This window comes from Kingella kingae ATCC 23330 (assembly GCF_900111845.1).
Taxonomy (GTDB): domain Bacteria; phylum Pseudomonadota; class Gammaproteobacteria; order Burkholderiales; family Neisseriaceae; genus Kingella; species Kingella kingae.
Genome location: NZ_FOJK01000004.1, coordinates 1 through 13,981 on the forward strand (window position 1 = coordinate 1; position 13,981 = coordinate 13,981).

Genomic DNA, 13,981 nt, shown 5'->3' on the forward strand with positions numbered 1-13,981 from the left:
CGATTAAAGCATTTTCGTGCGCTGGCAACACGGTACGATAAATTAAAACGTAATTATGAAAGTACCGTGTCATTAGCTTGTGCTTTGATTTGGTTGAAATTATAGCTAAAATGTCATTAGCCCCTAGGGTATATTTCACAAATATTAAAATTTATCAAATAGTTTTTTGTGAATACAGGTTCTCAAATAGGCGTTCAGCAATGGGAATGTAAATTTCGTACCAGCGGTCATTGCCTATTTTATGCTTCTTATTTGGAAGTTGTGGTATAGTTTGACAAAAATATAACATTATGGCAATGAAAGTTGGGAAATAAAAATCTTGTCCGCAAAATTAAGTTATCATTCCAATTGTTCAGAAAATTTAATCAGGTTTTTTTATATTAACCTATTTATCAAGAAACGAGGGTTGTATGAGTCTCAAATGTAAAAAATATAATTGCAATCTTAAACCATTAAGCTTGGGGGTATCACTTGCTTTGTCCAGCTTTGCGACAATGGCAGCTGATTCGCCATTTGCCATTGCGCCACAGCATTTATCCAGTACGGCAACTGTAAAAAAAACCACAGTAACGACACCGTATGCCAATATTTTAAAACAGCAACAATCGGTTACCAATACAACAGTACGTGGTATGCAGGGTGCTAAACCTAATATTATGTTGTTGTTGGATGATTCTGGGAGTATGAGGGCAGAGGTTCCTGGTTCGTATGGTCAAACTCGGCAAGGAATATTGCGAAATTCCTTGTCAAAAATAGTTGATAAATATGGTAGCCGAATTAACTGGGGTCTTGTTTCATTTAATGACTCAAGTTCTAGATACAACCTTTCGTTAGGAACCAGTTATTTAACTGTTGCTAATGCAATTAGAAATTTCCCTGCTTCTGGTACTACGCCAACCATTACTAGCTATCTCAAGGCTGTTAATATGCTAAATGAAGGTATCAAATACCGTTGCCAAAAAAGTTATGTAGTTCTATTATCTGATGGTGATTCGAACTGGCCTATGGGTTTTTGGGTAGATGCTGGTGTTAGAAGGAATACGGTAGGTGACTTTTTATATTATCCACATTGGGTTTATATTAACAGAGAACTTAATAAATATGAATTTTGGCGTAATCTCTTAACGAAAGATGGTAAATTGATTAATAAAAGTTCACCCAAATATCGTAGCATGTGCAATGCAGCTTATCGACAATCCAATTCTAATGCCAAAAACTGGTGTAGTGAATTACCACAAAATTTTATTTATTATCCATATAGTGGTGTTTCTGACCCTAGTGTGAATTTTGGTCCCTCAGTAAGGAAGAGAGAGCTGGGGTACTGGTATACTGAATCTCCATTACGGAATTTAACTAGCGATTTGGATTTCTTGGATAGTGATTCCGCATTCTATACACCTAGCAAACGCACTGCATATGGTTTATACGGAATGTATCCTATCTTTAATTATCAACCAATTTTAGCTCCTCAAACCCAATATGCAGGCGAGATGTTGTCATTTTTTAGCGAGCCAATCAACAAAATTGATTTGCGCACAGTTGGCAATGATGATACAGGTAAATCATGGAATGACCCAGCTTTTCCAACACAAAACATTACAACGTTTACCATTGGGTTTGGTAGTGGTTTGACTAGTAGTGGTTTGGCCTTATTAAAAGGTGGTGCTAGCGACATTAAATTAAAAGATGGAACAGTACAAAAAGCGTACTATCCAGCCAATGACCAAGCAGGATTACAAAAGGCATTTGATTCGATTTTTGACCAAATTGAACGTGAAAATCCACCACCTAGCAATAGTAATCCTATTGATTTGCCTCCCACTACCAATACCTTGCCGATTCTTGCACCTATTGCAGGTACGCCTAATCGCCAGCAAAGTGTAATGGCAGAGACATCTTATGCCACCTCTCCTCCTAGTGCGACAGGTGCTAGCAATAGTATTCCTAATATGGCGGCATCAGTGTTTGTCCCCGCAGGGCTAAAAAGTAGCGAATTGCGTTTTTATGCTTTAAATAGCAAAGCACAAGCAGATACTTCGTCTTGGCATGTGGCTGACTTTTCGCAACGTAAAGCGTTGATTATGACAAGTTCGGGTGTACGATGGGCAGATAATGTAGGCAATAGCTTGAATAATACATTCTTTAATTTGCCTGCTGATACGCAAACGCCTCCACGTACTGATGAGTGGAATAAGGCATTATTGCCTTGGACAACTCGTGCTGTTACAGGCAGCGATGACAGCAAAATTAAAGATATGAAGTATCCAACGCCTTATCGTATTCGTCCAAATCCACCTACTGATAGTCCACGCAGTACTGGTGTTGATGAATATAATATGGGCGATGTGTTGGATACGCCGATTGTTGCGACTGGTAAAAATGGCACTGCGCAAGGTAATCGACAAGAGTTTTTGATTACGGCAGCCAATGATGGCATGGTGTACTTGTTCCAAAGTAATCCTGATGCCAATGCAAAAAATCCGTATTCATTAAAATTGAATTACTTACCTGCGACAATGCCGCGCCAAACATTGTTTGATACTCATGCTACTCGTTACAAAGATTTAGCAGACGAGGATTATGCAAAAGATTCTGCGCGTCCACATTTATTTATGATTAATGGTGGTATTACGGTTCGTACGACTTCAGCTAAATCTAATAGTCAAAACACGTTTATGGTGGGGGCTTTGGGACAAGGCGGACGTGGTATGTACGCACTCAATATTGGCGGTAAGGCTTTAGATACTGGTAAACCTATCGGCTTAAATGCCGAAAGTAATACATGGAATACGTCCGTGCCTTTATATGAATCTAATCCAAAGGATAATAGTGCAGATTTTTCTTCATTAGGCTATACCGTTGGTTATCCACAAATTGGTCGCGTTGCTATTAGACATAACGCCGATGGCTCTTTATCAGACAAAAACTTAACCACAGGTATTTATTATGCTTCTTTCTTATCAAGTGGCTTCTCTTATCCTACTAATGGTAGTCAGGAAACCGCTCTGTATATTCAAGATGCGTTGGGTGTAGATGTTGGTGGTGGTGCTGCTACTGCTGCTACAGCAAACCGTAATCCAAAAGGTAAATTATTGGCAAAAGTGGTGGTTCCAGACGGCGTGGGTGGTTTGGCATCGCCAACCTTACTTGATGTGAATCGAGATGGTGTGTATGACTTTGCCTTTGCAGGAGATTATGGTGGTAATATGTATCGCTTTGATTTGCGCAAAATTGATTTGTCTAATGGTAATGTTGCCTATGGTGCTGGTGCTGTGAAGAAAATTTATTCAGGTTCTGCAAACCAACCAATTACAAGTGCTCCTGCTATTTCCATGCAAAAAAATGGACGATATGTTGTGGCATTTGGTACGGGTAGTGATATGTATGCTAGCGATTATAATTCGACCGTTGAGCAGGCTGTATATGGTATTTATCAACGATTCAATACAAGTAATTTGGATCCTGTTAATGTTATTAATGATTCTGCTGCTGAAGCTGAAAAACCTTTAACAGCTAGTGATTTGTTGGAGCAAACATTAACCACAACGACTGCAACAATGGCAGAGGGTACTCCTGACGCAAAAGAAGTAATTGTTCGTAAAGGCTCAACCAATGCAATTGAAAGTTCTAGTGATAAATCAAAATTAGCCTATGGTGGTTGGAAAGTGCGATTAGGTAACACGACATCTGTACAAGATGGTGAACGTGTTGTGGTTACCCCAACTGTGATTTTTGGTACTTTGATTCTTTCAACTCGTATCTATAAAGAAAAACCAGTTGCTACGGCCAATAATAATGATTGGTCAAAAGATAATTGGCAAGCTGATGGTTGGGTTAAAGTAAGCGAAAAGTTAGACCAAAATCACCAAGAACTTCCATGGTCTGTTTGGAAAGAAATCAGCACGAACTCAACATCAACCACTAGTTCAGGTGATGTTTGTACGGGTACTGTAAATACCAGCACTAAAATGCAAGAGCGCGAAAAAAGGGTTACTTATGAAACCATTACCACTTATGAGAAAGTACAGCCAAGTGAGAATCAATCATCTGGATGGATTTTGGTATTGAATGCGACCAATGGTGGTGCGGTAAAAGTATCATCAGGTACGGGTGTTGACTTTTTAGGTAAATATGCCAGCAACTTTAATCCTAATGATACTGCATATAGTAATACCTATTTTACCGTAGGTTTGTACTCTTCCAGCGGTTTACCAAATCATACATTATTAACCAATGATTCTAATGTTCATAGTTTAGGTTCTGCGATGACTCGTGATGGGGAAGCGAGAACCAATGGTGAAGATGGTGATTTAACTCCTGGTGGTGAAAAGGCAAAGGATGATTGCTTTAATAATACTGACGGTAACTATGTATTGACAGGTAATACGGCAACAGGAATTGGCGCAACATTTAGCGTTGTTGGTCGTCGTTGTGGTAAAAAAATACAAATCCGTCGTTTATCTTGGCGTGAGATTTTCTAATCAATTCATGCATTAGATAAAAAGCCCAAAATAGAGTAAAATCTGTTTTTGGGCTTTTTTTATGATTTATTATTCAGAACCTGTATTCACAAAGACGCAGGTTATCGGAATACATTTGAGCGTGAAGTGTCAGAGTAATTGGGTTTAACTGTTGAGATTTCAAAGAAAATTCAAGATATTTCTTGGCATATTCTGCCCAAACGTTGGATTGTAGAACGAACGTTTGCATGGTTAGGTTGGTCTGGACGTTTAGCAAAAGATTTTGAGCAGACGAATTTATCTGCTGAAAATTTTGTTAAACTAGGGTATATTTCACAAATATTAAAATTTATCAAATAGTTGTTTGTGAATACAGATTCTAAAATTTATCAAATAGTTTTTGTGAATGCAGGTTCTTATGTAACAAGGAAAACATCATGAGCAATATCCAACGCTTTGGCAGCAATTATCGTTTATCGGAAGCCGTTTCTGCCAACGGTTTTGTGTTTTTGGCAGGCATGGTTCCCGAAGACACATCGGGTGACATCACCGCACAAACCGCCGATGTGTTGCGCCAAATTGACCATTGGCTCGCGCAGGCTGGTTCAGACAAATCGCGCATTTTAGAAGCCACGATTTATTTGCCCAACTTGGCAGACTACGACGGCATGAACGTAGTGTGGGACGCATGGGTGGATACGCAAAACATGCCCGCCCGCGCTTGTGTTGAAGCCAAACTGGCAAAACCCGAATGGAAAGTGGAAATCAAGATTTCTGCGGTACAAAAGTAAGCACCATCACAAAGCAGCCTGCACTTTGAGTCATCAAAAATGCAGGCTGCTTTTTTATTAAAAATATTTATCGTTGCCAACAAAATTTAACACTAGACGAGAAATGTAAGATTGCGTATATTCCGTTATCTTTTTTTTAAGACCGACAAACACTTAAGGATAATTATGTCGCACACAGAACTTCGCAACAATCCGTACAAAGTTGCCATTGCCTCCATGATTGGCACGGCAATCGAATTTTATGATTACTACATTTACGCTGCGGCTGCCGTTTTGGTATTCAGCACCCAGTTTTTCCCAAAAACCGATGACCACGCCGCCACGTTGTTGTCGTTGTCCACGCTGGCTTTGGCGTTTTTTGCCCGTCCGATTGGTTCGGCATTGTTTGGACACTTTGGCGACAAAATCGGTCGCAAAAAAACGCTGGTGGCATCACTTTTGACGATGGGTTTATCTACTGTCGCGATTGGCTTGTTGCCTAATTACGAACAAATTGGCATTTTGGCTCCGCTGCTGCTCTGTATTTTCCGTTTTGGACAAGGCTTGGGCTTGGGCGGCGAATGGGGTGGTGCGGCATTGGTGGCAACCGAAAACGCACCCGAAGGCAAACGTGCATGGTTTGGCACATTCCCACAACTGGGCGCACCCATCGGTTTGTTTATGGCAAACGGCGTATTTTTCTTGATTAGCACTGCGGTTGGACATGAAGAATTGGTTAAATGGGGCTGGCGCATTCCGTTTATCGCATCGTTGTTGCTCGTGATTGTCGGTTTGTGGATGCGTATGACTTTGCACGAAAGCCATGTTTATCGCGAAGCCGAAGCCAAAGGCAAAACCAAAGGCGCGCCAGTTAAAGAAGTGATGACCAAACACATCAAGCCGATTTTGCAAGGCACGTTTATTATGGCGGCAACGTATGTGTTGTTCTACATCATGACCGCGTTTGTGCAAGTGTATTCCAAAAAACCAGTCGGTTTGTCTGAATTTGGTCAGCCAACAGGTTTGGGCATTCCAGCCAACACATTCACAGGCTTTTTGTTGTTGGGCGCGATTGTGTTTGGTATTTTTGTTAGCTTGTCAGGCGTGTATGCTGACAAATTGGGTCGCCGTCGCTTTTTGATTTGGGTAACGTGGGGCATTTTGGTGTTTGGCCTGACGATGCCATTGTTCTTGACCAACGGCACACCGTCTTCCGTATTGGCATTTTTAGCAGTCGGTATGGCGTTGATGGGCATGACTTTTGGCCCGATGGCAGCTTTGTTGCCCGAACTGTTCCCAACCGAAGTGCGCTATTCGGGTGCATCGTTGGCGTATAACTTTTCGGCGATTGTGGGCGCATCGGTGGCAACTTTGGTGGCGATTGAGTTAAACAACCGTTACGGTATTTTGGGCGTGGGCGTGTATTTGGCGATGAACTGCGCGTTGTCGTTGCTGGCATTGTATAGCACACGCGAAACCAAAGACGTGGATTTGACCCAAGCGTAATGATGTTGGTTTGAATAGAAAGTGCAGGCTGCTTTTAAATGGATAAAAAGCAGCCTGCACTTTTTGTTTACCCAAAGTGCAGGCTGCTTTTTTGTTTACCAAATTATCTTAACCGTTGCGCCAGCCGATTTGCGCGAACCTGTTTCGTTGCCTTTGGCATAACCAATATGCACACCAGCTTGCCAATTTGCCAATGCCACGCTCATGCTCAACTCGTTTTCCCATTGTCGCCGAAAGCGTTGGGTTAAGCCATAGCCGTTTACGTTTACATCGGCATCGCGGTTGGCATCGCGGTACACACTGCGCCATGCAGGTTGCAACACCGCGCCGTTTGCCAGTTGCCAGCGATATGCCACGCTAACGCCTGCGTGTGGCGCAATAATGTGTGCAGTCGGCACATCAACGTGCGTGTTACCCAAATCGTATTGCGCTTGTCCGATGCGATGATAGCGCACACCAATATGTGGCTGAATTTGCCAATTTTGCGCGTGTAAAGTGTAGCCCAAACTTGCGCCCACTTCGGCAATCGAGAGACTGAAATCCGCATTCAAATTATCGGCATTGACTTCGCTTTGGGCGCGACCGTAGCCTGCATCGGCAGCCGCAAACACGCCGTTGTGCAACTGCGCTTTACCATACACGCTTGACATGGTGGTTTGCGTGTTGCCTGTGGCTTGTCCGTCAAAGTCCACGTGGCTGTTGGCGTGGCTGATTGTGCCGCCTATTAACACATCGGCAGTAGATGTGCTAATGCTGGTGTCCGCGCCCAGTTGGGTCAGCATTTCGCGTTGTTCGTAACCGCGATATTGGCTGGACTGATGGTGCATGTTTTGCCAATCGCTTTCCAGCCACACACCTGTTTGATTGTGTGGCGTATGGTGGACGCGCTGTTCAATTCGGTTACCAATATGTTCCAAAGTGTAGGCTTGCGATGACAGTTCGGACAGGGCGGTGTTGCTGTACACACTCACAATATTGGCTTGCTGTTGTCGGCGCAAGGCTTTGGCAGCCGCTTTGGCTTCGGCTTGTGCTTTTTCCAGTTCTGCTTGCTTGCGTTCGACTTCTTCTTTTGCTAAACGCGCAGCTTCTTCGGCTTTACGTTTTTCTTCGGCTAAACGCGCAGCTTCCGCATCAGCAAATTCTTTTTCTTTTACTGGGTTATACAAATAAACCGTTTGAGCATCATCGGTTTTGGTGTAACGCCATGTGCCTGCATCAACCGTATTATCAGCATTGACTTTAACCGTTATATCGCCCTTGTTTTGCAAATTCATCAACACAAGGCGTTGCGGTTGTGTCGGCTCGGTCGTGGTATTGCGTACAGTTAAAGCATGATTACCCGATGCCAAACCGTTCACAACCACTTGGTCGCCTTTGTTTTGTGCGATGTCGATGTTGAAATCCCACATCAAATCTCCCGACAAATTGCCAGCCACCGTTAAAGTATTAAACGTATTTGGCTCGGCATTAACAGGGTGCAACACAATTTCGCCACCTTCGCCATGCAAATGTCCAATCGTTTGGTCGCTAGGCATATGCCATTGTGAATCGCGCTGCATCACAAGCGTGGTTTCGGGCGCAGCGTGCAGGCTGCCTGCAAAATGGGTCTTGCCCAAAGTTAGTTTTGCCGTGTCGCTTAATGTGGCGTTGCCCACCCATTCGGTACGCGGCAAGTTTTGATACGTTGTTTCGCTAATCGCATTGGGATTATTCAAATCACAAGTGGTTGCGCCTGTATGGTCAGAACGGGAGCAAACAGGCGTTTCACCAGCGACATAACCCACTGTTGCTTGCGCCGTATTTTGTGCAACGATATCGCCTTGAATGCGACTCACATTGCGTCCCACATACAGATGACCATTGTTTTGCGCCACAAAGCGGTTGGCGGCAAAGGTGCGCGTTTGCCAATCGTCTTCATACGCCACGTCTTTGTTTTTGATGTAGTCATACGCATGGGGCGTGGGGCGACCCGACAACACCACATTGCCTTTGTTTACCATGATGTTGCCGTTTAATTGGCTGCCACCCGATAAAACCAACGTGTCGGCATCACTGTTGCCTGTGTACACAAAATCCAACGCGCCATTTTTTTGATTGCTGTCGCTCTCTCCCAACCAACCGTAATAAGAACCTGTATTCACAAACAACTATTTGATAAATTTTAATATTTGTGAAATATACCCTAGTTTAACAAAATTTTCAGCAGATAAATTCGTCTGCTCAAAATCTTTTGCTAAACGTCGAGACCAACCTAACCATGCAAATGTTCGTTCTACAATCCAACGTTTGGGCAGAATATGCCAAGAAATATCTTGAATTTTCTTTGAAATCTCAACAGTTAAACCCAATTTCTCTGATACTTCACGCTCAAATGTATTCCGATAACCTGTGTCTTTGTGAATACAGGTTCTTATATTTTAGAGTGTTAATCCTGTTTGTTTATCAAAAAGCAGCCTGCACTTTTTGTTTAAAGGCTGTGCCTGCCTACGGCATACCCCTTTTATACCCAAATCAAAGATTTGGACAAAAGGCGCAGGCTGCTTTTTCTGTTATAGTGGATTAAATTTAGATTAGGACAAGGTGACAACGACCGCCGTGTACACCTAGTACATAAGGGAGTTGGCAACGCGGTACTAATCTAAATTTAATTCACTATATTTCAAAAATCTTATAAATAATGGGATAATTGCCCCCATTCATTTTTCACACAAAAAGGACATCAACATGAATATCTTGATTACAGGTGGCGCAGGTTTTATCGGCTCGCACATAGTGGTGGAATTGCTGAACGTTGGGCATCACCCAATTATTTTAGACAATCTGTCCAACGCATCGTCCAAAGTCATTCAGCGCGTGGCGGATATTACAGGCAAAACGCCCACATTCTACGAAGGCGATATTCGTGACCGCGCCTTGTTGCAACAGATTTTCGCGCAACACAGCATTGACAGTGTGATTCACTTTGCCGCGCTCAAAGCAGTAGGCGAAAGCGTGGCGCAACCGCTTCGTTATTATGACAACAATGTTTCAGGCAGCCTGATTTTGTTGGAAGAAATGGAAAAAGCAGGCGTTCGCAGCATTGTGTTTAGCTCGTCCGCGACCGTATATGGCGACCCCGAAACCGTCCCCATTACCGAATCCAGCCCAACAGGCGGTACAACCAACCCATACGGCACATCAAAATACATGATGGAACGCATGATGATGGATTTACAACACGCCAACCCCAGTTGGAGCGTGATTATTTTGCGTTATTTCAACCCAATTGGCGCACACGAAAGCGGCAAAATCGGCGAACAGCCCAATGGCATTCCCAACAATTTATTGCCGTATGTGTGCCAAGTGGCGGCTGGAAAATTGAAAGAATTGTCGGTGTTCGGCAGCGACTACAACACGCACGACGGCACAGGCGTTCGCGATTACATTCATGTGGTGGATTTGGCGATTGGGCATTTGAAAGCCCTTGATGCCAAAGCCAAAACAGCAGGCGTACACATCTACAATTTGGGTACGGGAATGGGTTATTCGGTGTTGGATATTGTCAAAGCGTTTGAACAAGTGTCTGGACAAACCGTGCCATACGCGATTAAACCGCGCCGCGCTGGCGATATTGCCGTTTGCTATGCCGACCCAGCCAAAGCCGCGCAGGAAATCGGTTGGACAGCTGAGCGCGATTTAAACACGATGATGACAGACGCATGGCGTTGGCAATCGCAAAATCCAAAAGGCTATGATGATTAAAAAGCAGCCTGCACATAGGGGCGTGTGGATAGCTCATTTTTGGTGTCTTTTTTGCCCAAATCCGCGACTACGGCGTTAAAAATACGCGCAAGGTATTCAACCTTGCTTGCATTTTTGCCTTGTATTCGCACATTTTGGCTAAAAAATCCACTCAAAAATGAGTTATCCACACACCCCAAAAAACCGCGTACAATTCTCTCTTTCTTTGATAAGCCACACAAAGACATAAACATGAGCAAAACTTTACCTTTACGCGCCGACACCGTTGGCAGCTATTTACGCACCGCCACTTTAAAACAAGCACGCGCCGACTTCGCTGCAAACAAAATCAAACGCGAACAATTAACCTAAGTGGAAGACCAAGAAATCGCCAAATTGGTACAAGACCAACTGGACGCTGGCATTCAAGTGATTACCGATGGCGAATTCTGCCGCTCTTGGTGGCACATTGATTTTTTGGAAAACTTAAACGGCATTGAAGGCTTTGTCCCCGAACAAGCCTACGCATTCAAAGGTGCGGAAGTTCGCTGAGTAGAAGAAATCGCTGCCGAAGTGTGGGGCGAAGACTAAATTAGTAAACAAAATGCAGGCTGCTCTGACGTGATAAAACAAAGCAGCCTGCACTTTAAATCAACCAAAAAACCATGTTAAACCAAAATCAAAACATCTTTTTTATTCAAGGCACGGCAGGCAAATTGGAAACGATGTATTTGCCAGCGCAAGGCACAGAACGCGGCGTGGCGGTGGTCAATCACCCCAATCCCACGCAAGGTGGCACGTTTACCAACAAAGTGATTCAAACCGCAGCCAAAGCCCTGACACAAATGGGGTTTCATTGCTATTTGCCCAATTTGCGCGGCACAGGCAACAGCGATGGCACGCACGATTATGGTCGTGGCGAAACCGATGACGTGGTCGCCGTGATTGACTACGCCCAAGCCCAACATCCACACGCCACGCAACTGGCGATTGCGGGTTTTTCGTTTGGCGGCTATGTGTCCACCTTTGCCGCGCAGCAGCGCACGCCCGATTTGTTGTTGCTGATTGGTGCAGCGGTCGCGCATTATCCCACGCCTGCGCCGCACGTCCCCGATGTGCAAAAAACCTTGTTTATTCATGGCGCGGACGATGAAGTGGTTGCGCTATCCAAGCCCTTGCAATGGTGTGGCGAACAAGATTTGCCTGTGATTGTGTTGCCCAATAGCTCGCATTTTTTCCACGGCAAACTGATTGCCCTGCGCGATGCGATTAACCGCTTTGTGCCTGCCATTATTGATTAAACAAACAAAGCAGCCTGCACTTTTTGTATGAAAGGAAATAAAAAATGACGTATCAATCAGCGATTAACACGTTCTTTTTAGCACGTTTTCCTGCCGCGTTGATGTGCTTGATTGTTACGCCATTTTGGGCAAAAGCAGACGATATGGACACCACCATTTTTATATCTTTATTGATTTTGTCCTCGATTGCGATTTTGTGGTTGTTTTTTCGTTTACCCAAAAAAGTTTTAAAATACAAAGGCTATTCCAATCATCAAATCCAGCGCATTGACCAATATTTTGATAAATTACAAATGGAAATGGGTTCAAAGCAATTGATTTATTTTATGATTGTTTTGATTATTTTGCTAGCATTAAAAATTTTGGTATTGGATAAATTGGCAGCGCAGCCATTGGATATGCAAGGCGTTATCATGATGATTGCAGGTATTTCAGCACGAATATTGGCGGATTACCGGCATTTAAAAATGCGCCAAAAACGCAAAAATCATTTTCAGGCTGCCTGAAATACTTTTTTAACTCAAATTTCATTAACAGAAAGAACCTATTATGTCTCAATACGTTTATTCCATGTTGCGCGTGAGCAAAGTCGTTCCGCCGCAAAAAACCATTATTAAAGACATTTCATTGTCATTTTTCCCTGGTGCGAAAATCGGTTTGCTGGGTTTGAATGGCGCAGGTAAATCCACCGTTTTACGCATTATGGCAGGCGTGGACAAGGAATTTGAAGGCGAAGCCGTGCCAATGAGCGGTTTGAAAATCGGTTATCTGCCGCAAGAACCTGAATTAGACCCTGAAAAAACCGTCCGCGAAGAAGTGGAAAGCGGTTTGGGCGAAGTGGCAGCCGCACAAAAACGCTTGGAAGAAGTCTATGCAGCGTATGCCGACCCTGACGCGGATTTTGATGCTTTGGCGGAAGAGCAAGGACGTTTGGAAGCGATTATCGCGGCAGGTTCTAGCACAGGCGGTGGTGCGGAACACGAATTGGAAATTGCGGCAGATGCGTTGCGTTTGCCTGAATGGGACGCGAAAATCGGCAATCTGTCGGGTGGCGAAAAACGCCGCGTGGCTTTGTGCAAATTGCTGTTGAGCAAACCTGATATGTTGCTACTGGACGAACCGACGAACCACTTGGACGCGGAATCCGTTGATTGGTTGGAACAATTTTTGGTACGTTTCCCCGGTACGGTGGTGGCGGTTACGCACGACCGCTATTTCTTGGACAACGCGGCGGAGTGGATTTTGGAGCTTGACCGCGGACACGGTATCCCTTGGAAAGGCAATTATTCGTCTTGGTTGGAGCAAAAAGAGCAGCGTTTAGCCAACGAAGCGAAATCGGAAGCGGCGCGTATCAAGGCAATGAAACAGGAATTAGAATGGGTACGCCAAAACGCGAAAGGTCGTCAGGCGAAATCCAAAGCGCGTTTGGCACGTTTTGAAGAAATGTCTAATTACGAATATCAAAAACGCAATGAAACGCAGGAAATTTTTATCCCTGTTGCCGAGCGTTTGGGTAATGAAGTGATTGAATTTGAAAATGTTTCTAAATCGTTTGGCGACCGTGTGTTGATTGATGATTTAAGTTTCAAAATTCCAGCAGGCGCAATTGTGGGCGTGATTGGTGCGAATGGTGCAGGTAAATCTACGCTGTTCAAATTGATTTCGGGCAAAGAACAACCCGATTCAGGCAGCGTGAAAATTGGTCAAACCGTAAAAATGTCGTTGATTGACCAAAGCCGTGAAGGTCTGCAAAACGATAAAACGGTGTTTGATAACATCGCGGAAGGTCGTGATATTTTGCAAGTGGGGCAATTTGAAATCCCTGCGCGTGCATATTTGGGGCGTTTCAATTTCAAGGGTAGCGACCAAAGTAAAATTGCTGGGCAGTTGTCGGGCGGCGAACGTGGACGTTTGCATTTGGCGAAAACGCTGTTGGCTGGCGGCAATGTGTTGTTGCTTGACGAGCCGTCTAATGATTTGGACGTGGAAACTTTGCGTGCGTTGGAAGATGCGTTGTTGGAATTTGCAGGCAGCGTGATGGTGATTTCGCATGACCGTTGGTTCTTGGACAGAATTGCGACACATATTTTGGCTTGCGAGGGCGATTCTAAATGGGTGTTTTTTGACGGCAACTATCAGGAATACGAAGCGGATAAAAAACGCCGTTTGGGTGAAGAAGCGGCGAAACCGAAACGCATTAAATATAAACCTGTAACGCGATAAA

The 13,981-nt window shown here is 44.0% G+C and carries 11 protein-coding genes and 1 pseudogene; 9 read left to right on the plus strand and 3 right to left on the minus strand.

Annotated features, from left to right (window positions below; all coding sequences use genetic code 11):
• From BQ5809_RS00980 to BQ5809_RS00995, 4 genes and pseudogenes are all read left to right on the plus strand, one after another.
• A pseudogene (locus BQ5809_RS00980) lies at positions 1-105 on the plus strand (IS5/IS1182 family transposase); the annotation flags it as partial.
• A gap of 305 nt (positions 106-410) precedes the next feature.
• Positions 411-4,481 (plus strand): PilC/PilY family type IV pilus protein, encoded by a 4,071-nt coding sequence (locus BQ5809_RS00985; protein WP_032827588.1) that lies wholly within the window; start codon positions 411-413, stop codon positions 4,479-4,481.
• A gap of 416 nt (positions 4,482-4,897) precedes the next feature.
• The gene (locus tag BQ5809_RS00990) at positions 4,898-5,251 is read left to right on the plus strand and encodes a RidA family protein (protein ID WP_003785467.1); all 354 of its coding nucleotides are present in this window, start codon (positions 4,898-4,900) and stop codon (positions 5,249-5,251) included.
• A gap of 165 nt (positions 5,252-5,416) precedes the next feature.
• Positions 5,417-6,736, plus strand: coding sequence for a metabolite/H+ symporter (locus tag BQ5809_RS00995; RefSeq protein WP_003785468.1), 1,320 nt, complete (start codon positions 5,417-5,419; stop codon positions 6,734-6,736).
• 95 nt (positions 6,737-6,831) lie between these two features.
• Here BQ5809_RS00995 and BQ5809_RS01000 read toward each other — a convergent pair whose 3' ends face one another.
• Both BQ5809_RS01000 and BQ5809_RS11620 read right to left on the minus strand, forming a co-directional pair.
• A complete protein-coding gene (locus BQ5809_RS01000) occupies positions 6,832-8,877 on the minus strand; it encodes an autotransporter outer membrane beta-barrel domain-containing protein (RefSeq protein WP_003785469.1) in 2,046 nt (681 codons plus the stop codon).
• 6 nt (positions 8,878-8,883) lie between these two features.
• Positions 8,884-9,084, minus strand: coding sequence for a transposase (locus tag BQ5809_RS11620; protein WP_003785470.1), 201 nt, complete (start codon positions 9,082-9,084; stop codon positions 8,884-8,886).
• Between the two features lie 376 nt (positions 9,085-9,460).
• Here BQ5809_RS11620 and galE point away from each other — a divergent pair, with 376 nt between their 5' ends.
• On the plus strand, positions 9,461-10,477 hold the full coding sequence (gene galE, locus BQ5809_RS01010) for a UDP-glucose 4-epimerase GalE (protein ID WP_003785471.1): 1,017 nt from the start codon (positions 9,461-9,463) through the stop codon (positions 10,475-10,477).
• Here galE and BQ5809_RS01015 read toward each other — a convergent pair.
• On the minus strand, positions 10,474-10,710 hold the full coding sequence (locus tag BQ5809_RS01015; RefSeq protein WP_003785473.1) for a hypothetical protein: 237 nt from the start codon (positions 10,708-10,710) through the stop codon (positions 10,474-10,476). The genes galE and BQ5809_RS01015 overlap by 4 nt on opposite strands.
• 118 nt (positions 10,711-10,828) lie before the next feature.
• Here BQ5809_RS01015 and BQ5809_RS11210 point away from each other — a divergent pair, with 118 nt between their 5' ends.
• The 4 genes from BQ5809_RS11210 to ettA all read left to right on the plus strand — a co-directional run bounded on the left by BQ5809_RS11210 (position 10,829) and on the right by ettA (position 13,980).
• Positions 10,829-11,008, plus strand: a complete 180-nt coding sequence (locus BQ5809_RS11210; protein ID WP_003785476.1) for a hypothetical protein — start codon at positions 10,829-10,831, stop codon at positions 11,006-11,008.
• 113 nt (positions 11,009-11,121) lie between these two features.
• A complete protein-coding gene (locus BQ5809_RS01025; RefSeq protein ID WP_003785478.1) occupies positions 11,122-11,757 on the plus strand; it encodes an alpha/beta hydrolase in 636 nt (211 codons plus the stop codon).
• Positions 11,758-11,801: 44 nt separating this feature from the next.
• The gene (locus BQ5809_RS01030) at positions 11,802-12,263 is read left to right on the plus strand and encodes a hypothetical protein (protein WP_003785480.1); all 462 of its coding nucleotides are present in this window, start codon (positions 11,802-11,804) and stop codon (positions 12,261-12,263) included.
• Between the two features lie 40 nt (positions 12,264-12,303).
• Positions 12,304-13,980 carry an energy-dependent translational throttle protein EttA gene (gene ettA / locus BQ5809_RS01035; RefSeq protein WP_111694422.1) on the plus strand — a complete coding sequence of 559 codons (1,677 nt, stop codon included), beginning with the start codon at positions 12,304-12,306 and terminating at the stop codon, positions 13,978-13,980.
• The last annotated feature ends 1 nt before the right edge of the window (position 13,981 follow it).